The organism is Ornithinibacillus sp. FSL M8-0202, from assembly GCF_037975285.1.
Taxonomy (GTDB): Bacteria; Bacillota; Bacilli; order Bacillales; family Amphibacillaceae; genus Ornithinibacillus; species Ornithinibacillus massiliensis.
This window is the reverse complement of sequence record NZ_CP150248.1, coordinates 212,561-232,519: the sequence shown is the minus strand read 5'-3', so window position 1 is coordinate 232,519 and position 19,959 is coordinate 212,561. Positions and strand designations below refer to the sequence as shown.

Annotated in this window: 21 protein-coding genes, 1 pseudogene and 1 riboswitch; of the genes and pseudogenes, 9 read left to right on the top strand and 13 right to left on the bottom strand. The window is 36.4% G+C overall.

The window, feature by feature from the left end:
• Positions 1-4: 4 nt before the first annotated feature.
• Entirely contained in the window at positions 5-448 is a 444-nt protein-coding gene (locus MKY78_RS01170; RefSeq protein ID WP_339215557.1) for a DUF2663 family protein, read from the bottom strand.
• Positions 449-612: 164 nt separating this feature from the next.
• Here MKY78_RS01170 and MKY78_RS01165 point away from each other — a divergent pair, with 164 nt between their 5' ends.
• Both MKY78_RS01165 and MKY78_RS01160 read left to right on the top strand, forming a co-directional pair.
• Entirely contained in the window at positions 613-1,824 is a 1,212-nt protein-coding gene (locus tag MKY78_RS01165; protein WP_339215555.1) for an NAD(P)/FAD-dependent oxidoreductase, read from the top strand.
• A gap of 211 nt (positions 1,825-2,035) precedes the next feature.
• Positions 2,036-2,893, top strand: coding sequence for a VanW family protein (locus MKY78_RS01160; protein WP_339215554.1), 858 nt, complete (start codon positions 2,036-2,038; stop codon positions 2,891-2,893).
• Positions 2,894-2,937: 44 nt separating this feature from the next.
• Here the strand turns inward: MKY78_RS01160 and MKY78_RS01155 are convergent, their stop codons facing one another.
• Entirely contained in the window at positions 2,938-3,471 is a 534-nt protein-coding gene (locus MKY78_RS01155; protein ID WP_339215552.1) for a YceI family protein, read from the bottom strand.
• Between the two features lie 266 nt (positions 3,472-3,737).
• Between MKY78_RS01155 and MKY78_RS01150 the strand changes: the two genes are divergently transcribed.
• The 7 genes from MKY78_RS01150 to MKY78_RS01120 all read left to right on the top strand — a co-directional run bounded on the left by MKY78_RS01150 (position 3,738) and on the right by MKY78_RS01120 (position 11,404).
• On the top strand, positions 3,738-4,007 hold the full coding sequence (locus MKY78_RS01150) for a phage holin (protein ID WP_339215550.1): 270 nt from the start codon (positions 3,738-3,740) through the stop codon (positions 4,005-4,007).
• A complete protein-coding gene (locus MKY78_RS01145; RefSeq protein ID WP_339215548.1) occupies positions 3,989-5,173 on the top strand; it encodes an N-acetylmuramoyl-L-alanine amidase in 1,185 nt (394 codons plus the stop codon). The genes MKY78_RS01150 and MKY78_RS01145 overlap by 19 nt, the downstream gene beginning before the upstream one ends.
• A 319-nt stretch (positions 5,174-5,492) precedes the next feature.
• A complete protein-coding gene (locus MKY78_RS01140) occupies positions 5,493-7,280 on the top strand; it encodes a M3 family oligoendopeptidase (RefSeq protein ID WP_339215546.1) in 1,788 nt (595 codons plus the stop codon).
• 66 nt (positions 7,281-7,346) lie between these two features.
• Positions 7,347-7,448, top strand: a riboswitch (TPP riboswitch).
• A gap of 116 nt (positions 7,449-7,564) precedes the next feature.
• Positions 7,565-8,128, top strand: a complete 564-nt coding sequence (gene thiT, locus MKY78_RS01135; protein WP_339215544.1) for an energy-coupled thiamine transporter ThiT — start codon at positions 7,565-7,567, stop codon at positions 8,126-8,128.
• 138 nt (positions 8,129-8,266) lie between these two features.
• Complete coding sequence (locus tag MKY78_RS01130) at positions 8,267-8,416, top strand: hypothetical protein (RefSeq protein ID WP_339215543.1); 150 nt, start codon at positions 8,267-8,269, stop codon at positions 8,414-8,416.
• A gap of 114 nt (positions 8,417-8,530) precedes the next feature.
• The gene (locus tag MKY78_RS01125; protein ID WP_339215541.1) at positions 8,531-9,946 is read left to right on the top strand and encodes a hypothetical protein; all 1,416 of its coding nucleotides are present in this window, start codon (positions 8,531-8,533) and stop codon (positions 9,944-9,946) included.
• A 78-nt stretch (positions 9,947-10,024) separates the two neighbouring features.
• Positions 10,025-11,404 carry a Glu/Leu/Phe/Val dehydrogenase gene (locus MKY78_RS01120; protein ID WP_339215540.1) on the top strand — a complete coding sequence of 460 codons (1,380 nt, stop codon included), beginning with the start codon at positions 10,025-10,027 and terminating at the stop codon, positions 11,402-11,404.
• 41 nt (positions 11,405-11,445) lie between these two features.
• Here MKY78_RS01120 and MKY78_RS01115 read toward each other — a convergent pair whose 3' ends face one another.
• The 11 genes and pseudogenes from MKY78_RS01115 to spoVAC form a co-directional block, all read right to left on the bottom strand.
• Positions 11,446-11,604 carry a hypothetical protein gene (locus MKY78_RS01115; protein ID WP_339215538.1) on the bottom strand — a complete coding sequence of 53 codons (159 nt, stop codon included), beginning with the start codon at positions 11,602-11,604 and terminating at the stop codon, positions 11,446-11,448.
• Position 11,605: 1 nt separating this feature from the next.
• Entirely contained in the window at positions 11,606-12,916 is a 1,311-nt protein-coding gene (locus MKY78_RS01110) for a Ger(x)C family spore germination protein (RefSeq protein ID WP_339217784.1), read from the bottom strand.
• 117 nt (positions 12,917-13,033) lie between these two features.
• Positions 13,034-13,761 (bottom strand): annotated as a pseudogene (locus MKY78_RS01105) (GerAB/ArcD/ProY family transporter); the annotation flags it as partial.
• Positions 13,762-13,937: 176 nt separating this feature from the next.
• Positions 13,938-15,062 carry an IS4 family transposase gene (locus MKY78_RS01100; RefSeq protein WP_339214128.1) on the bottom strand — a complete coding sequence of 375 codons (1,125 nt, stop codon included), beginning with the start codon at positions 15,060-15,062 and terminating at the stop codon, positions 13,938-13,940.
• A 130-nt stretch (positions 15,063-15,192) separates the two neighbouring features.
• On the bottom strand, positions 15,193-15,363 hold the full coding sequence (locus MKY78_RS01095) for a hypothetical protein (RefSeq protein WP_339215536.1): 171 nt from the start codon (positions 15,361-15,363) through the stop codon (positions 15,193-15,195).
• Between the two features lie 83 nt (positions 15,364-15,446).
• On the bottom strand, positions 15,447-16,895 hold the full coding sequence (locus MKY78_RS01090; protein ID WP_339215534.1) for a spore germination protein: 1,449 nt from the start codon (positions 16,893-16,895) through the stop codon (positions 15,447-15,449).
• Between the two features lie 95 nt (positions 16,896-16,990).
• Positions 16,991-17,848 (bottom strand): DUF421 domain-containing protein, encoded by an 858-nt coding sequence (locus tag MKY78_RS01085; protein ID WP_186868504.1) that lies wholly within the window; start codon positions 17,846-17,848, stop codon positions 16,991-16,993.
• Positions 17,849-17,863: 15 nt separating this feature from the next.
• Positions 17,864-18,067 (bottom strand): DUF1657 domain-containing protein, encoded by a 204-nt coding sequence (locus MKY78_RS01080; protein ID WP_186868505.1) that lies wholly within the window; start codon positions 18,065-18,067, stop codon positions 17,864-17,866.
• 25 nt (positions 18,068-18,092) lie between these two features.
• A complete protein-coding gene (gene spoVAE / locus MKY78_RS01075) occupies positions 18,093-18,443 on the bottom strand; it encodes a stage V sporulation protein AE (RefSeq protein ID WP_186868506.1) in 351 nt (116 codons plus the stop codon).
• Positions 18,440-19,456 (bottom strand): stage V sporulation protein AD, encoded by a 1,017-nt coding sequence (gene spoVAD / locus MKY78_RS01070; RefSeq protein WP_339215532.1) that lies wholly within the window; start codon positions 19,454-19,456, stop codon positions 18,440-18,442. The genes spoVAE and spoVAD overlap by 4 nt, the downstream gene beginning before the upstream one ends.
• Positions 19,457-19,936, bottom strand: coding sequence for a stage V sporulation protein AC (gene spoVAC, locus MKY78_RS01065; protein ID WP_339215531.1), 480 nt, complete (start codon positions 19,934-19,936; stop codon positions 19,457-19,459).
• Between the last annotated feature and the right edge of the window lie 23 nt (positions 19,937-19,959).

The following is a 19,959-nucleotide window of genomic DNA, read 5'->3' as shown; positions in this document are numbered from 1 at the left end:
GCGCTTATTTGTTTTTGACATAAAGATTGATATCATATTCTCTTTTCATCATTTCTTTAATAGCAGCACCTTTATCTTGTAGGTTTAAGTTATTAGAATCGTTTAGGTGATCCATTACTTCAGAACGTACTTTATTTAATTTTTCTTTCTCTTTTTTTAACTTCTTTTGATAGTAGTTATAATAAGCCAATGATATCGATAGTAATCCAATCATGATTAAGTAAAATGGATTGGAGAGAATGCTAGCAAATGTTCTAAAAGGATCTGCGACATAGGCAAAGTCTGAAAGGTAGAGCATCATAAAGAGGAACAATAAAAGTATAAGAGCACCTATAAGAGAGGTGTTTCGTAATGTTTCATAACGATTCTTGTTTTTCTTCTTCTTAATCGCTTCTTTAAGCAAATTTATGGTATCAGCAGAAAGATCATGAAATGTTTCAAGTGGCATGTACCTATCCCCCCTATCCCATATATATGCTAGTCTAACAAAAAATAACCATCTTTTATGAAGTTAGTAAAGCTATGGATATAATTGGCACTTTATACATAATACTATGTATGTGTGTCTTATTGTATCGAACATAGCTAAATTAAAGAAAAGGGTGAATACATATGCAAGCAAAACCAAGAATCGTAGTCCTAGGTGCTGGATATGCGGGAATGATGACAACAAAGAAGTTAGTAAAGAATTTATCTCCTGAAGAAGCAGAGATTGTATTAGTTAATAAACATAATTATCATTATCAAACTACTTGGCTGCATGAACTGGCAGCAGGTACCATCAATCCTAATCAAGTTCGTATCATGATTCGTGATATTATTAGTCCTAATCGAGTTCGGTTAATTTATGATACGGTAGTGGAAATAGATAAGGACAATCAACGGGTCCTGATGGAAAACAGTGAACTAACCTATGACTATTTAGTTGTCGCATTAGGATATGAATCTAACACATTCGGCATAAATGGGATGGATAAACATGCCTTCTTTATTGAGAATTTTGAATCCTGTCAATTAATTCGAGAGCATATTGAATATCAATTTGCAAGATACCATAGTGATACGACGATGGATGAAGCTAGCCTTGCGATATTAGTAGGTGGAGGCGGTTTTACTGGAATAGAATTTGTAGGGGAGCTTGTGGAGAAGATTCCTAAGCTTTGTAAAAAGTATGACATTGATCGGGGTAAGGTAAAAATAATCAATGTGGAAGCGGCACCTACTATTTTACCTGGATTTGATCATGATTTAGTAGCGTATGCTAAAAAGTCATTACAAGAACGCGGTGCGGAAATAATGGAAGGAACCAAAATTAACGAATGTACTGCAGAAGGATTTATTGTAGGTGAAACTAACGAACTGATTAAAGCTGGCACCATTGTATGGACTGGTGGTGTAAAAGGAAACTCCATCTTAGATAAGTCAGGCTTTGAACTAACGAAAGGAAAAGTAACTGTAAATGGTGATTTGCGTGCACCAGGATATGATAACATTTTTATTCTTGGAGATTGTGCATGGGTAATGAATAAAGCAGAAAATCGTCCATATCCGCCTACAGCACAAGCGGCCATGCAGCATGCAACAACCTGTGCTCAAAATATCAGAGCTTTAATGTATCAGGAGCCTTTGGAGGAATTTGTATTTAGTGATAAAGGGACTGTTGCAAGTTTAGGTGTAACAGATGCCGTTGGGACCATACTGAATGGGACAAAATTATATGGTAAATCGGCTGCAACAATGAAAAAAGTTGTGGATGATCGATATTTATTTTTACTAGGTGGACCAAAGTTATTATTGAAAAAAGGAAAATTTCGTCCGTTCTAATTCTGTAAGAAGAGGTGTGTGTCATGCGAAGAATAGGAAAATGGTTAGTGATTGGCATTGCAACAATGATTGGCTATATCGTTACTAGTCGTAAAATGGAAGATAATCGAGACTTTAGATAAACATATCCACCTTACTATTAGGCAGTAGGGTGGTTTTTTATACATGAAATAGCAAGTATATCGAATAATAGAAAATAGGAGGTGACACGGTGAAAAGAGTCCTTTTATTAGGGGTTATCTTTATTATGGTTTTTACCGATAGTATCTCAGCCAATAATCTAATTATTTCCGATACAGATGTGAAAGAGAAAATTATTCGTGATGATTTCACCTATCGTTACATGGATTCTATATTTATGGATAGGGATAAATTATATGCCTTAATGGATCGTCTGGAGGAACAGGTATATGTACCTCCAATTAATGCTTCATTAGATGATTCTTGGACTATTGTTCCAGAAAAACATGGGTATACGTTAGATCGGGAAGGATTTATTCGTTTCTTTTATCAATTCTTCTATAGCGACGTATCGTTTGAAATGAAGGTACCGAAACGAAAGATTTATCCAAAGGTGGATAGTGAATTATTATCGGATATTCGTTCTAAAGAAATTGGAAATTATATAACGTATTATCGAACAGGTAACAAAGAACGTTCGCACAATATTTATTTAGCAGCTGAAGCAATCAATAATACGGTTGTATTTCCTGGCGAAGAGTTTTCTTTTAACAAGGTGGTTGGTAAGCGTACGGTAGAAAAAGGTTACAAACGTGCACCAGTAATTGTTAAAGGAGAATTATCGGAAGACATTGGTGGAGGGATCTGCCAAGTATCGTCCACTTTATTTAATGCTGTAAATCTAGAAGGTATCCGGATTGTAGAAAGGTATTCCCATAGTCGGAAGGTTCCGTATGTTCCACCAGGAAAAGATGCAACCGTAAGTTGGTGGGGGCCAGATTTTATATTTAAAAATGAGTATAGTCACCCAATATTAATACGGGCAAAAGCTATAGATGGAAAAATGGTAATTCGAATTTTTTCATCGGAAGAGGTTAAAATTAATTAAAGGGACTGTCCTCCGAGCATTGGAGAGACAATCCCTTAATTTAATTAAGCTTGTTTGTGTGCTTCAATTTCAATATTAATTTTAACTTCTTCACCTACAAGAACTCCACCAGTTTCAAGTGCGGTATTCCATACTAAACCAAAATCTTTTCGGTTTATTTTTGTAGATCCGCTGAATCCCGCTACTTCATTTCCCCATGGATCCTTATGAACTCCTTCCATTTCAACCTCAAATGTTACTGGATTCGTAACACCACGGATGGAAAGGTCACCTGTGACATCATATTCATCATCTGATTTTTTCTTAATATCTGTAGCAACAAATGTCATCTTAGGATGAGTTTCAATATCAAAGAAATCATTGGAGCGAAGATGATTGTCTCGATCTTCATTACGTGTATCAATACTATTCAAATTTACAGTAAATTCGATTGTAGCATCGGTTAAATCTGTAGGGTCTGCTTCTACTGTGGCATCAAAGTCGGTAAAAGCTCCTTTTACTTTTGAGATCATCATGTGTTTAACTGAAAATTCTAATGTGCTATGGCTTTTGTCAACATTCCACACTGCTTTTGTCATGATTAATTCCCCTCCGATAATAATATTTAATCCATTACTTACTTTACGTAACTTATTATAGCTGTATAAACATTCAAAGTCAATATACTTTAATTAAAATATTATTAATTAAAGATAAATTTATGTAAAAAAATCTTCCTTTTGCCTCCTTTTTTCAAAATCCTTCGATTTTAGAAGTAGAAATACATTGATAACGTTTATCGCCGTGACGAATTAACGGACAGATGAAAATAATAAAGTAAGCTAACGAAGGGAGGTATGAACGGATGGATAAAGGCACAGTAATTCGAACTGTATTATTGTTTGTTGCATTAATTAATCAGCTTCTTGTTATTTTTGGCAAGTCGCCTCTTCCACTTGATAGTGAGACATTAGAGCTTCTTATTTCTTCACTTTTTACTACAGTAACGGCACTAAATACATGGTTTAAAAATAACTATATTACAAAGAAAGGGCTACAGCAGAGGGATGTATTACGAGAAAAAGGATTAATCAACGCAAAGGAGAGGAAATTTAAATGGCAAAACCGATCTTAATTATTGATCCAGGACATGGGGGAATCGATCCAGGTGGAGGGACTAATCGTTATTGGAAGGAAAAAGATCTAACATTGAAAATTTCTTTATATCAATATAATCGCTATAAGGAGCTCGGTGTACCTGTGGCGATGACAAGGAGCATTGATAAAACATTGGATCCTGATGAAAGAACAAGGATTGTTCGAAATAGTGGGGCGAAATATTGTCATTCTAATCATATAAATGCCGGGGGAGGGGATGGTGCTGAGGTCATTCATTCGATTTATGATGGGAAAGAAATGGCCGAGCGAATCGCACAGGAATTAAAGAGAGAAGGACAAAATATACGGCGAGTTTTCACGAGAACATTGCCAGGTAACGCAAGTAAAGATTATTACTTTATCATTCGAGAAACGGCAACGGTTATTACTAATATTATTGAATATGGATTTGCGGATTCACCAGGAGATGATATTAAACAACTACGGAATAATCATTTAGCTTATGCTGAAGCAGTTGTTAGGGCTTTCTGTCAACATGTGGGGATTGCGTATAGAAGGCCTAAAGGCGAGATAGATGATGTTACGATTCCCATTATCTCTCCTCCTACTGAGAATAATAACTTAGCAGGACCTGGTACGACCGGTGAATCAAGTGAGGAAATTGGTAATTATATTCACCTACCAGCTTCAGAAAATTCTTGGCGAGTATACCCTTTAAATGCTGCTCCAGTAAAAGGGAATGAGAAAGGTTATTTAAATCCTGCAAAATTCAGTGGACTAACCTATAAAATTTTAGATATACCACAAGAACATGTTTACACGATTGAAACGAATGATTTTGGAAAAGTAAAGATATACGGTCACCCAAGTACAGGTGCGAGTATAACGCCAACTAACGGACGAACTGGAAGATATTTACATCGAGGTAATAACACGAATACCTCCACCCATAAGTACCTACACTTACCATCAAGTATAAATTCCTGGCGAGTCTATCCATTAGAGGTATCTCCAGTAAAAGGGAATGAGGTAGGTTTTTTAAATCCAGGGAAATTCGGTGGTTTAACGTATGAAATATTAGGAAGCACACAAGCTCATGTATATATTATTGAAACAAGGGATTTTGGAAGAGTGCAAATTTATGCACATCCAAATACAGGTGCGACCATTTCCAATCGATAATAACTAATACTTTGTCAGGAGATAAAGTCATCTCAAAAGGAAGTACTATAATCGGCTCTAGAAATATATCTGAAATTGGTGATTAGGTAAGGGGTGGGGAGAACCTCGTAAACTATTTGCGAATAATGATTACCAAATCTTGTATGATTCATCATTATATTTCTGGAGCAGGATATCTTTACAGAATTATTAGGTTTTTATTTCATGCAATTTATTTCCATTATAAAATATTTCGGTTTCCAAAATATTTCTAGTGAAAAATGAATAACTTATTGTTAATATATTAATTAGTTGAAATTTTTTATAAAGGAGAGGTTTGATGCAAGAAGTAAGAGAATACGAGAAAACATGGGATTTAGATGTAATCTTTCCCGGTGGAAGTGAGTCAAAGGAGTTTCAATCCTACCTGAAGACAGTAGAAGATGAAATGAAAGAGTTAACGACAATTGTTCAAGCATTTAACCCGGAAAGTCAGGGAATAGCTGATGAGTTAGCTAATATAGTAGCAAAACTGGAAAAAACGATGAAAAAGCTTCGGGAGTCCTTTGCATTTATTAGTTGTTTAAGTGCACAGAATGTGAAGGATACTAACGCTAACCTACTAGTCGCAAAACGCAGTGATTTAGGGGCGAAGATGGGGACGATACATACTACATTAAATCAAAAACTTGCCTCTATTCCAGATTCAGAATGGGGAGAAATACTACAGCATACATCATTACAAGAGGTAGCTTTTGTACTGGATGAAACAAGATCACAAGCAAAAGAGATGCTTCCAAAGGAACAAGAAGTGCTAATTAATGATTTGGCGGTTGATGGTTATAATGCTTGGGGACAAATGTATGAAGTTATCGTAGGCAAAATGTTAGTACAAATTGAAGAAAATGGAGAAATGAAATCCTATTCCGTTGGACAAGCAGCCAATAAATTAAGTAACCCAGACCCAGAATTCCGAAAATATGTCTTTAAGCAGATTAGTAAAGCTTGGGAAGACAATACAGATTTATTTGCACAAACACTAAATCATTTAGCTGGATTTCGATTACAAACATATAAACATCGTGGTTGGGAAGATGTTTTGAAAGAACCGCTTAAAATAAATAGAATGAAGCGTGAAACGTTAGATGTTATGTGGAATGCCATTTCAAGAAATAAAAAGCATTTTGTAAAGTACTTAAATAAGAAGGCGGAACTTCTTGGTAAAGATAAACTAAGTATTTATGATATTAGTGCCCCTATCGCAAAAACAGTTAAGAAAGTACCATATACAGAGGCTGCAAATTTTATTATGGAGAACTTTAATAAGTTTAGTCCTAAAATGGCAGATTTTGCTAAGATGACTTTTGAGAAACGCTGGATTGAGGCGGAGGACCGTGCCGGTAAACGTCCTGGTGGATTCTGCACTAGCTTCCCAGATAGTCAACAAACACGAGTGTTTATGACATATTCAGGCACTACATCCAATATCTCTACTCTTGCACACGAGCTTGGCCATGCATACCATCAACATGTCATGAATGATATACATGGTATGAATCAAAGGTATGCTATGAATGTAGCGGAGACGGCATCCACTTTTGCAGAAATGATTGTAGCAGATGCTACAGTGAAAAGTGCAAAAGATAAGCAAGAAAGGTTAGAGTTACTGGAAGATAAATTACAGCGCAGCATTGCTTTCTTTATGAATATCCATGCTAGATTCTTGTTTGAAACTAGATTCTATGAAGAACGTAAACAAGGAATGGTCTCCGTTAATAGATTAAATGAATTAATGATCGAAGCGCAAAAAGAAGCATATTGTGAAGCGTTAAGCGAATATGATCCGAATTTCTGGTCATCCAAATTACACTTCCATATTACGGGAACACCTTTTTACAACTTCCCTTATACATTTGGTTATTTATTTAGTCTAGGGATCTATGCTCATGCTACAAAAAGTGATAAGAGCTTTGAAGATGATTATATAGCATTATTACGTGATACTGGACGGATGAACGTAGAAGATTTAGCAATGAAGCATTTAAATGTAGACCTTACAAAACCAGACTTCTGGGAGGATGCTATTGCCCTTTGTGTGAAAGATGTAGAAGAGTTTGTTTCACTGTAAGGAAGAACGTTTGCTAAAAAGAGAAAACTAGGCTACAATATCAATAGCAAAAAAAGTGAATGATTTCTAGTCCACAGGGGGAGCCGATTGGCTGAGAGTGAACAATATGTTCAGACCCTTTGAACCTGTTAGTTAGTACTAGCGTAGGGATGGTGGCTTTTTTGATGGATTTATTAGCAATGTGAGCGGAATTCCCCATCAGGAAGCTTCCCCTTGGCATTGCTTTTTTTGTGTTTAAAAATCGAAGCATCATGATTTTTAATACATTTGGGGGAGGAAATAAAGTGAGTTCTAAACGCACATTGTTTATGGTTGAGGTGGCAGTATTTGCAGCACTGGCATTAATTCTAGATCTACTGCCAACTTTTAAGATGCCTAATGGAGGTTCTATTTCATTTGCAATGATACCTATTTTTATCGTTGCATTTCGATGGGGGCTAAAAGGAGGGCTATTAGCTGGTTTTATATGGGGAGTGCTCCAATTAGCTTTCGGCGCATATATACTTAATTTATACCAAGCATTTATTGAATATGGATTTGCCTTTACTGTTTTAGGAGTAGCAGGAATTTTCGCTAAGCCAATTCAAAAGTCACTTAAGGAAGGTAAGGTTGTGAAAAGATTAGTGTATATTACCTTAGGGGTATTTATAGGCTCTGGATTGCGTTTTCTGGCCCATTTTTATGCAGGAATCGTTTTTTGGGGGGATACAGCACCAGAAGGTCAACCGGTATGGTTGTTTTCTCTAATTTATAATGGATCTTATATGTTACCATCATTTATATTATCTGCAATTGTAGTATTCTTCTTGTTTATTAAACAACCGAAGCGATTATTACAATCTGCATAAAAATTGAACAATCCGCTCACAACTAGGTAATCTCATATTAGAGGTTACCTTTATTTTTTTCGTATTTAGCCGTTTTTTAGTTTTGTTTTGAAACATAGTAAGCAGTCTTACTATATTTAATAATATGGAGGTGTTCCAGTGAAGGAATTAGTTGGAGTTTGTAATCGTTGTGGAAAAGAGGTTTATTGTGAGAACGGTTTCCTTGATGGAATTCATGAAGGAGGAGAACTACTATGCATGTTATGTGCTCTGAGGAGGAATAAAGTGAAGCATATGTCTGCTGTTTAATTTCTTACTTTACGAGTTTTAGGACAACGTAATCTTATCCATTTAATCTTCTTTTTCACCGCTATTGTAAAACTAGCATAGGCTATAGCACTACGGTAAGAAAGGAAGATGTACATGGAGCTTACTTTAGTCCATTGGTTATATGGTATATTTACACTCTTAATCATTATAACGATGATTTTTCGAAAAGGAGTTGTACTTCCAACATTACTCGGGACGTTTATTATAGCTTGGGTTTATAAAGGAAGTATTGTTGATGGATTTACAGCAATATTTAATGCGAACTTAATCGCAGCTCAAGAATTATTTAGTATATTTCTCATCATTACTTTTATGCTCGCCTTACTCATTTCTTTAAAAGATTTAGGTGCTGATGTTCGAATGATTCAGCCAGTACAGAAGGTAATGGTTAATGGTCATGTGTCATTTTTTGTATTAGTGGCAACGACCTATATCATTTCTTTATTTTTCTGGCCAACACCTGCTGTACCGTTAATTTGTGCGTTACTAGTACCAGCTGCGGTCCGGTCAGGATTACCCGCTATTGTAGCAGCTGTTGCTATTGCACTTGCTGGTCAAGGTATGGCTTTATCGTCTGACTATATTGTCCAGGTAGCCCCAAGCCTCTCTGCGACAGCAGCAGGAATTAATCCAGGGCTGGTTGCTGATAAAGCACTTGTCTTATCTTTAATAGCAGGAGGTGTGGCAATTCTCCTTGCATATGCAATAAATCGAAAATCTATTCGCTCGAAAGATGACCCGTTAAATAAAAATGAACTAACAACTTTAAACACAGCGGAAAGTACAAATAATGAAGCAAAAACGAATAATCTCACCAGATGGAGTAAAATTTTCGCCGTCTTTGTACCCCTAGCTCTTTTAGTCGTTGTAGTTTATATGATGTATAACAAGCTTTTTAGTGGAAGTGGTGGATTAGTTGGCGGAGATGGGGCAGCCTTTGTTGGTGGGGTTGCGGTTATCTTACTATTATTATCTACTGTTGCTTTTGGTAGGCATCATGCATTGGATTATATTACAAATCATATTACAGATGGGTTTGTTTTTGCGTTTAAGGCAATGGGGCCGGTAATTCCAATTGCGGGGTTTTTCTTTCTTGGTAGTAGTGATTTCTCAGGGAGTATTTTGGGTGTAGAGGTAGGTCCAGCTTTATTATTTGGATTAGTAGAATCCACACAAGAATTTCTTCCCCAAAGTGCATTACTAGCAGCGATTAGTGTTCTAGTAATAGGTATTATTACTGGTTTGGATGGATCTGGATTCTCAGGATTACCGCTTACTGGTGCACTTGCAGCATCACTTGAAACAAGTGGGATGGATGCAGGAACATTAGCTGCTATCGGCCAATTAGGGGCCATTTGGACCGGTGGAGGGACGATTGTAGCGTGGTCATCCTTAATCGCAATTGCAGGATTTTGTGGGGTCTCCGTTATGGATTTGGTAAGGAAAAACTTCCTCCCAGTAATCCTAGGTTTACTAGTCATGGTTGTAATAGCTGTTTTTGTTCTGTAAATTTCGATAACTTAATTGGTATCTCCCGTTGATTTTGTTACAATTTTATTGTTAGAAAAATCAGTTGGAGGTATTTATGTGGGAAATCAAACAGTCGATATTGTAAAAAGTTCATTACACGCTTTAGTAGATGACAAAACTTTTTTACCAGAATTAAGTGGGGAGCGAAGAAAAAAAGCATTTACGTCCTTGTTAGCGATTCTTTCTACACCAAATCATGTCAATAAATCGTTTTTAAGAATTGCGCTGGAGAATGGTCAGGTTGTGCGAATCCCTGCCTTCCGAGTACAGCATAACAACATATTAGGTCCATATAAGGGAGGAATTCGTTTTCACGAATCGGTCAATGAAGACGAGGTAGTGAACCTTGCTGCTCTTATGACATTGAAAAACGCCTTACACCAAGTGCCATTTGGCGGAGCTAAGGGCGGAGTCGTCATTAATCCTAGAGAATTCAGTGAAAAGGATTTATATGTTATATGTAAAAAATATGTACAGTACTTCAGTGATAGCCTAGGTCCAGATAAAGATATACCAGCTCCAGATGTTGGAACAGGAGAACGGGAAATGGACTGGATGATGGGGGAATATAAGAGCATTCGACCAGGGGAATCATATCGAGGCAGTTTTACAGGTAAAAGTGTAGAGAATGGGGGATCCTTAGGAAGGAGAGAAGCTACAGGTAAAGGGGTTTACTATACGTTTCGTTATTTAATACATGATTTTCTCAGCCTTCAAGAAAATTGGTTAGCGGAGCGGGATAATCCATTTGCAAAAACTGTTCTAGCTTTAAAAGATAAATCACTTACGGTCGCTGTCCAAGGGTTTGGAAATGTTGGATCTGTAGTTGCATTAGCAGCTTTTCAATGTAATCATCTAAATAATAAAGTAGTGGCGGTAAGTGATCGTAATGTCACCTTATACAATTCGGAAGGACTTGATATACCTAGTTTAGTAAAATATAGTTCGGCAAATAATGGAGACCTTCCGAAAACAGATGAGATGGTAAAGTTGGCAGGTATAAAAGCAGAAATTCTAAACCGGGAAGCGATAATGACGCTGGATACAGATGTATTATTCTTGGCTGCACTGGAAAATCAAATTCATGAAGCGAATAAGAAGGATATACAGGCTAGAATTATTGTAGAAGGTGCTAATGCACCAGTTTCAACAGAAGCGGATGAATATTTAAGTGAACAGGGAGTCGTCATCATACCAGATATATTGGCTAATGCTGGGGGAGTAATTGTATCATATTTAGAATGGCTACAAGGTAGGGAGACCCAGTTCTATCAAGAGGAAGAAGTATACCAAAAGCTATATGTAAAAATGAAAGAAACCTTTGATGCGGTATTACCACAATTCTTCGCAGACCCCTATCCACTAAGGCAAAATTGTTATATCCATGCCGTAATGAAGCTTTCTACGATTATGTATAGACAGGGGAAGCTTTACTAAAAGTTGAGGAGGCATAATATGCCTCCTCATCAATAATATACTTACCTCAGAATAGTGAAGAAAGGGAGGATCACGATAGCTAATGCTAGCAAAAAGGTAGTAATGGAACCCATTTTACTATTGCCTTTCCACAGAGTAATAGAAAATCCTATCGTGTAAACAAACATGATAATCATCACTAGCCAAATCACTAGCTTCATTTTAATCCCTCATTTCTTCTATTCTCGGCAGTTCATTTTGTCTCCCGAATTTCTCTAATTTCAATTGGACCGAAACATTAATATCCATATCGGGGTACGTTTTCATCCAATCAAATTTCTCCCAGTCTGGAATAGTAGGAAACTCTTTTCTAGCGATTAAAGACCAGTTAAAGGGCTCTGATTTAAATTCCTCCTGGGTCTTTTTGATAAGCTCTTTAAATTTATTTGCTAAATCCTCTTTTATGGATGATTCTAGTCTATCCTGCTTCATTGGGTCTTTTGAGTAATCGGTCATACTATGATTGGATAATACTTCAAGTGATATCGGAACCGTTACATCAATTTTAGGTGTATCCTTTTTAAGGTTCATGTCTATTTTTATTGGATTATCCAATTCAATTTGGGCATCAACTCGATAGTCCTCGTCAAATGGATCTGGGAAGGTGAAAAGAAAATACCCTGTTTTCAAAGTTGGGTTAAGTAAATAAGTTAATTTAGTCTCTTCTATAGTTAAAGTATCAATCATGCGGCCTTCCTTAAAAACGGCAGAACCAGCAATTTGAGTTGTATTGGTTTCTCCCGTATAGTGAAACTCACCTGCTTTTATTTGATCAGGTTCTTGATTTGATTTATGTTCTTGAACCTTCTCGGTTGTTCCATACATACCTAAAAATAAGTCTGCGTCGGCTTCTGTAATTCGAAAAAAAGTATTCAATTCCGAAGGTGGTGTTGTTCCAAATATTTCTCCCACATTAAAAATCTTTTCGTAATAGTCATGTGGTCTAGTTTCTAATAATGGTTTATTTGTTTGTATAAATTGCGAGGTTTCTTCTTTTGTTACTAGGAATTGTATGTCACGTCTTATATCCATAGACTTAGCCGCATCATATATCCACCTTACGAATTCCTTATCTCTTGCTAGTTCTTCTGACACGAATAACATTCTAACAAGATCATAGGTGATTTCCTTGGCTATTACTATATTTGCAAGGCTTTTTGCTGTAATTAGGCTGTTTGCCTCAAAGGAAATTATCCCCCTAGGTGGTTCCTGTGAACTTGCACTAGAGGCTACTGACCCTGTTTCTGGATTGGCAATTAAATAGGTAATTCTTACTTTATCCTTTTGATTGTCTACTTTGTCCATTCCTAGAGCAATCACAAAAGCGTACTCCTCAACTCCTCTTTGATCCCAACAGCCCGTTAAGGATAGAAATATAGCAAATAGTAAAACGAAACTAAGGGCCTTTTGGTTTTTCGCATTTTTAAATTCCCCCTTAATCTTTGCAACAATATACAATAGGATAGGAAACATGAAAAATACTGGTGATGTAAGAATAAATAAAAAATCTTTAAAATTGAACAAGGTGAAAGAAGGACTTTCTGGTATTAGACCTAGAAATACAATAACAGTTGCTAGCGAGGGGGTAACATACTCAAAGTGATTTATTTTAAAGATGTGTCCGAATAAGAATGCTACAATATATAAATAAATGGAAAACCTAACAAATGATGCGATAAGCCAAAAAGGTAGAAAGAATGTCTCCATATTGGTTAGAAAACCTAAAGAAATAGTTCGTATAACTTCATGATAGGGATAATTCAATTGCATTACGGTATTATAATCAAAAAAAGTAAAAAACATACAAGAGACACTGTTAAGTTCAGCGTTGTAAAAAATAGTGCTAACCATGTTCCTTTTGAAAAATCCTTCTTGCTCTTTAAATAGGGATAAAGTATAAATAAATATAGAAAATCAGCTAATATAGATTGTCTTAGAGCACTCTCCTTTATTACTTCCCAGCTACTTTGTCCAAAAATAGGAAAAATAAATGTAATATTTCCATCCCCAATGGTGAGGATTAAAGCGAACAGTAATGTAACCTGTAAATAAGGAAGTACTAACCACGAAACAGAAGCAATTTGTTCTAATCCTCTTTTCGCTCCGTATGCGCTAACGGTTAATAAAATTCCATAAATAACTATTGTGGGAGTTCTAATAAAATACATCGTTCCAATGATATCTGTGTAAATAGCTGTGTCAACAACTAAGGTACTAAATGCTATCACTAAAAAAATGAATAATAAAAATGTACTTAATATTTTTCCAAATAATCGGTCAGAGATTTCTAGTAAATTCTTTTCTTGATAATTTCCCATAACACGTATAAGCAAATAGATAGGAATAATCACTAGCGTTGCATAAATAATGTCTGAATTTTCCGGTTATTATTCTCTTCTTTTTTGATGAAAAAGAAAGACAACTAAGCAAAAGTAGTAAACATCCATTTTTTTACTATAACGTCTTAACTAAGTATCAACGACAACCAATTGCTTTATGGAACACTTTTTCCCTCGATCTTGCGTATCCATATATGCGCAGATTGCCACAAGACAGCCTTTAAATAGCGACTGATCTGTAAATAGGTGCGTTGACTATTGGTTTCGAGTTGTATCAACACGTTTAAACAGTACACGATCATCGCGATGTAGACTTGATTATGTACAGCTTGTTCACTCTGACCATAAAACTTTTTAATATTTAAGTGCTGTTTCATCCACTTGAAAAATAGTTCGATCGCCCAGCGAGATTTATACAGTTCTGCGATTTCATCTGCACCTAAATCAAAGCGATTAGTCAGTAAATGCAACTCATTTCCTTTGGTATCCATCACTTTCAACAGTCTAAATACATTCTCTGAACGATTTTGTGTCGTACCAATCACTACTATTTCATCGGATAAAACAGACGAATCTTCTGGTAAAGAGCAGGTTTCTAATGTACGAGTGACCGCATTTTTGCGCAAGCGTGAGACGAAAAAGTAACCGTCGTCTGTCATACGATCAAACCGTTCGTAATCCAAATAGCCTCGATCAAACACATACATACATTCTTTATCGTCAACCAATACTTCGAGTTGACCTCGATCGTGTTCTTTCGCATTCGTGAGCTTGGCTTCATCGGGATAGGAACAACCTTTTTCCATAAAAACAAGACGCAAATGGAGTTTGACACCGGCCTTTGTTTTACGGAAGTTTGCCCAACGGTGGTTATTCAAGCTTAACGGTAAGGTACTTGAATCGATGATTTTGAGTGGTGTTGTCCTTTTTCGTCTGGTTTGAAAGTCAGATTTGTCGTGAATTTGCGCTACCAATCGAAGAAAAATGGCTTGAAAAAAATCTGTCGGAATTTGATTGAGTCTCCTTCCTAATTGGGAGAAGCTAATGGCCTCCAAATTGGTGGCATCTTGTAAATCTTCCGAGAAGACACAATCGCTTAAAGCGCGTAAACTTTCCGTTTCATGAAGCTGTGCATACAACAATAATTTCAAGAAAGATTGGGTATAAAGCTTTTTCGTATAGTAATCTAATTGATAGTTTTCCACTTGTTCCTGTAAAAAGTCAGATGAAATAAGCGAAAACCATTGTTCAAATGATGTTTTTCGAGTAAACTTATCCATGTGTTTGTCCTTTATTTTGGATTTGGATCGGTTTACTACCATCCAACCATTATAAAGGATTTTTTTATGAATAAACAATATATCAGAATATTTTAATTTTTATATGTTTGCAAATTATTTTAATGCGACGCTAGTGAGGAATAATAGATAAAATACTGTTTATTACCGGTGCCATCCATCCTGCGTTGTATAAAGGCTCAAATAATAAAACAGGAGTATTATCAGTTAGTTTAGTGCTTGTCATAATTAATACAATGGCTATATACTCTCTTATACCGATTCTTTCTTTTATTTGGACCATTTATTAATCCCTCTAAGCTTTCTTTTTTGTGTCTTTAGATTTCACATAACCAGGCCGTAATAATTCATTTTGAAGTATTTTTCTTAAAATCGTGTCACCGGATGACTTATATTGGGCGTTAAAGGGGATAAGTAGGGAACACCAAAAGACTTTATAGAAACCATATAAAATAATCCCAATGTAAAGAAAGCAGTTATACCGTAAAGCCCTAAGAAACTTGCTGCTAATAATAAAAGAAATCGTGATATCCTTATTGCAAAGTTCATACTAATATCACCAATCGCGAAGGAGCTTAAGCCCCCAAGTGCAACAATGATGACAACGATTGGGCTTACAATATTGGCTTCAACTGCTGCTTGTCCTAAGATTAATGCCCCAACAATTCCTATTGTTGGTCCTATTGAACTGGGAACTCTTAACCCAGCTTCTCGAATTAGTTCAAAAGCCAACTCCATGATAAAAACCTCAATCCCTACTGGAAAAGGAACCCTTTCTCTTGTAGCAGCGATGGCCAGCAATAAGTCAGGAGGGATCATCTCTGCATGATAGGTAACAACTGCTACATATAAAGAAGAAGTAAATAAAGTAATAAAAAGTGCAAAAATACGGAGCACCCTAGTGAAATTCCCGTAAGCAAACCGTAGATAATGCTCTTCCGATGAATGATAAAACGACCAGAATGTTGCTGGGAGTACCAGACAATCTGGAGAATTATCCATTAATAAAACAATATAACCATCCTCTAAGAAGGACGTTGCTCGGTCAGGTCGTTCTGTATATAATAACGTTGGAAAGATAGAGTATTTTCGTTCTTCAATATATTGTTCTAATAGACTTAGATTTTGTATGGCATTAACATCCAATGATTGGAGGCGATCTCGAACATTTTGGAGTAATTTTTCATTTACCAAATCTTTTTGGTAAACCATATATACATTGTTTTTTGAGCGTTTCGATATAACTACAGATTCTACAAGTAGGTTTTCACTTTTAATTCTCTTACGAATTAATGAGATATTCGTACTTGCTTTTACATTAAACGCTTCTTTCGGCCCTTTAACGACATTTTCATTTTCTGCTTTTTCTATCGCTCTTCCTTCAAAGTTTGAAACATTAAAGAGATATGCTTGATGTTCACCTTCGATAAATAATGCCACATTTCCATTGTTTATATCTGATATTATCTCGATCATTTTTACTGTTGTACTGACAGATGGAGAAGTAATAATTTCGTTAATTCCCTTCGTTGAATCCTGGTTCTGAAGAAGGGGGCTTAAGATAGAAGCTTCAATATCTGTCGTATTCGTTATAGTATCAATGTATACCATTCCAGCATTTTTATTTAATCCTGGTATATGTAGATTGCGTACTACCACATCTTTGTTTGTTGGATACGAATAAAAAGTCTTAAACTGCTCAATTGTTTTTTCTAAGTTCGGGTTTATTGTGGAGTTCTTGTTGTTATTTGTTGAGTTAGTGTCGGTTATGTTCTGTCTGCTTCTTATGGAACGTCTAAATGTTTTCTTTACCATTCTATTTACAACTCCAACATAATGTTTATTAATACGATTCCACACCTAGTTAAAAATATGTAATACAAAAAATAAAACCCTTTTGGATTAGGGTTCTATTTTAGATAGGTAGATACAAGGTCAATCGCTTTTTGCATTTTTTCGCTATTGCGTTGATACAACTGCTTTGTCTCTTGATTGTTTGTTGAAAGGGCAAATAGTTCTAAATCAGCTTGACACTTCTTCATTGTGGCAAGTAAAAGTGGTTTTTGTGTTGGACTTGGTACGGTAAGTTTATCATCGTAAAGATCAACCGTTAATTGACCATCACTATCAACTTGACCAAGATATACATTTTCCATGCTAATATTCATTTTTTCTAGTTCCGTTTCTAACCATTTAGGATTTAAGGAGAGGTTAGCTAACGGTTCTAGAAGTGGCCTTCCATCCATAATAACCGTTTGTGGTTCTCGATCAGGTGCTACTTTTAGTCCAATGTCCTTGGCGGTTAATGGGCGATTTTCTGTCTTCGGTAGTACACTTAACTTTCCAGTTGGTTCTAATACGGCAAATTCTACATCTGCTACTTTAAAAATGTTTTTATCGCGAAGGCTTTCTAATAAATCATCCGTTGAAAAATGTTCCTTCTTTAAATTGTCCTCCATTATTTTTCCGTTCTGAATCAAGACAGTACTTTTACCTTGAGCAAAATTACGAAATACTTTACTCTTTAATGCGAAATACTCGACAGCGTATGGAATAATAAACCACACAAACATGGAAATTAACGCGTAATAGAAAGGGCTATCTAATGTACTGACATGGATGGCAACAATTCCTCCTAATACTACTCCACTTATATATTCAAAAATATTTAATTGGGACAGTTGTTTCGTACCTAACCATTTAGTGAAAAGGAACAATATAGTGAGTAATGTTATCGATCTAAGAGCGATTTGAATCCAATCTGCCATCGTTTACTTTCCTTCCTATTGATTATATTGGGGTTCTTCTCTAGCTAGCATTAATACTTGTTTCTCTAAATCCTGCTTAATCTCACGTATGAGTGTTTCTGTTTCCCTATATACATTTCTTGCATTAGCTTCATTTGTTTGTGAAGCAAGTACTCCTAATGTTGCTTCAATATTTTTGATAGAAGCGTAGCAGGTCTTCACTTGTGAGCCTACTGTCATGGTTTATGTTTCCTCCTTTATGAGATTATCCTTTCGGCTTAAAGATTAGCGCACCGATGAAACCAAAGATAATCGCTGCTGATATCCCGGAACTGGTCACTTCAAACATCCCAGTAATAACACCGATAATTCCATGTTTTTCTGCTTCTTGCATGGCACCATGTACTAATGAATTACCAAAGCTTGTGATTGGTACGGTTACACCTGCCCCTGCAAAATCAATTAAAGGTTCATATAGTCCTAATCCATCTAATATTGCCCCAGCTACAACCAGGATACTTAATGTATGTCCTGGTGAGAGCTTGAATACATCAAATAGAATTTGACCAATTACACAAATTAATCCTCCAACTACAAATGCCCAAAAGAATATCATGACTTATCACTTCCTATTTCGATAGATACCGCGTGGGCGATGCAAGGTATAGAATCTTTTTGATTAACACTAAGGGGGGAGTGGAGGGAACCGGTTGCAACGACTAATATTCTATCCAGTTCTCCCTTTTTCATAAGCTCTAAGAAATGTCCATAGGTTACCACGGCAGAGCATGCCGGTCCACTGCCACCAGCTAATACTGGTTGATCTTCACGATATACTGTAAGTCCACAATCAACAAACTTTTCATCAGGTATGTTGATGTCATTTTTATGCAGTAAGTCTAATGCAACCTCCCTACCGATATGGGCGAGGTCCCCAGTAATAATTAAATCATAATAGGAAGCATCGACATTACGTTCTCTTAAATGGGTTAGAATCGTATCTACAGCAGCTGGAGCCATAGCACCACCCATGTTAAAAGGGTCAGTCATTCCCATATCGATTATTTTACCGATAGTAGCAGATGTAATACGTGGTCCTTGTCCTGATTTTGCAACTAATGCACAACCAGCACCGGTAACCGTCCATTGAGCTGTCGGGGGTTTTTGACCTCCGTACTCGGTAGGATAACGGAATTGTTTTTCGGCTGCTGCATTATGGCTTGAAGTACCGCTTAGAATGTAATCAGCCCCGTTAGCATTAATGATGAATGCTGCTAAGGCTAAGCTTTCCATTGATGTTGCACATGCACTAAATAATCCAAAATATGGAGAGCCTAATGTTTTAGCTGCAAAACTGGATGGCGTAATTTGATTGATTAAATCACCACTTATAAAGAAAGAGACTTGCTCTTTTTCAATTGGACTATTCTTAATAGCGTATTGGCATGCTTCTTCCATCATCATTTGCTGCGCTTTCTCGAACGAATCTTGTTCTAACCATATATCGTCATGGAGAATATGAAAGGCATCAGGGATTTTACCGTTTGCTTCAAACGGGCCACCTACAGTACCAGTAGAAATAATCACAGGGTTATTCTCGAATAACCAGGTACGATGTCCAGTTAACATTTAGAATCCACCCCATGTAGTCAAAATCGTTTTAATCAAAGCTACGATAAAAGCAGAGAATACACCAAATAAAATAACCGAACCAGCAAGCTTGAACATATTCCCACCTACACCTAAAACGAATCCTTCAGTACGGTGTTCAATAGCGGCAGATATGACAGCATTTCCGAAGCCTGTTACTGGAACGGCAGAACCAGCACCGGCAAACTGTCCGATCCGGTCATATACGCCAAAACCAGTTAACAGCATCGTTATAAAGATTAATGTTGCGACTGTTGGGTTCCCAGCTGTTTGTTCTGTAAAGTCAAAATAGTAGATGTAAAATGTCGTGATTAATTGGCCGATAAAACAAATCAATCCACCTACTAGAAATGCTTTTATGCAATTTCTTAGAACCGGACGTTTAACCTCTCGTTTATCCTGAAATGCCTGATACGCTTGTGCCTGAGGTGGTAAGTTCTTTTTCTTTTTATCTGGCATTTGTATCCCTTCTTTCCGTTGTG

Excerpts from the sequence above, each read along its gene's own strand:
- MKY78_RS01170 (WP_339215557.1), bottom strand. The coding sequence starts at position 448 with ATGCCACTTGAAACATTTCATGATCTTTCTGCTGATACCATAAATTTG.
- MKY78_RS01165 (WP_339215555.1), top strand. The coding sequence starts at position 613 with ATGCAAGCAAAACCAAGAATCGTAGTCCTAGGTGCTGGATATGCGGGA.
- MKY78_RS01155 (WP_339215552.1), bottom strand. The coding sequence starts at position 3,471 with ATGACAAAAGCAGTGTGGAATGTTGACAAAAGCCATAGCACATTAGAA.
- MKY78_RS01150 (WP_339215550.1), top strand. The coding sequence starts at position 3,738 with ATGGATAAAGGCACAGTAATTCGAACTGTATTATTGTTTGTTGCATTA.
- MKY78_RS01145 (WP_339215548.1), top strand. The coding sequence starts at position 3,989 with ATGGCAAAACCGATCTTAATTATTGATCCAGGACATGGGGGAATCGAT.
- MKY78_RS01140 (WP_339215546.1), top strand. The coding sequence starts at position 5,493 with ATGCAAGAAGTAAGAGAATACGAGAAAACATGGGATTTAGATGTAATC.
- MKY78_RS01125 (WP_339215541.1), top strand. The coding sequence starts at position 8,531 with ATGGAGCTTACTTTAGTCCATTGGTTATATGGTATATTTACACTCTTA.
- MKY78_RS01115 (WP_339215538.1), bottom strand. The coding sequence starts at position 11,604 with ATGAAGCTAGTGATTTGGCTAGTGATGATTATCATGTTTGTTTACACG.
- MKY78_RS01110 (WP_339217784.1), bottom strand. The coding sequence starts at position 12,916 with ATGTTTCCTATCCTATTGTATATTGTTGCAAAGATTAAGGGGGAATTT.
- MKY78_RS01100 (WP_339214128.1), bottom strand. The coding sequence starts at position 15,062 with ATGGATAAGTTTACTCGAAAAACATCATTTGAACAATGGTTTTCGCTT.
- MKY78_RS01095 (WP_339215536.1), bottom strand. The coding sequence starts at position 15,363 with ATGGTCCAAATAAAAGAAAGAATCGGTATAAGAGAGTATATAGCCATT.
- MKY78_RS01090 (WP_339215534.1), bottom strand. The coding sequence starts at position 16,895 with ATGGTAAAGAAAACATTTAGACGTTCCATAAGAAGCAGACAGAACATA.
- MKY78_RS01085 (WP_186868504.1), bottom strand. The coding sequence starts at position 17,848 with ATGGCAGATTGGATTCAAATCGCTCTTAGATCGATAACATTACTCACT.
- MKY78_RS01080 (WP_186868505.1), bottom strand. The coding sequence starts at position 18,067 with ATGACAGTAGGCTCACAAGTGAAGACCTGCTACGCTTCTATCAAAAAT.
- spoVAE (WP_186868506.1), bottom strand. The coding sequence starts at position 18,443 with ATGATATTCTTTTGGGCATTTGTAGTTGGAGGATTAATTTGTGTAATT.
- spoVAD (WP_339215532.1), bottom strand. The coding sequence starts at position 19,456 with ATGTTAACTGGACATCGTACCTGGTTATTCGAGAATAACCCTGTGATT.
- spoVAC (WP_339215531.1), bottom strand. The coding sequence starts at position 19,936 with ATGCCAGATAAAAAGAAAAAGAACTTACCACCTCAGGCACAAGCGTAT.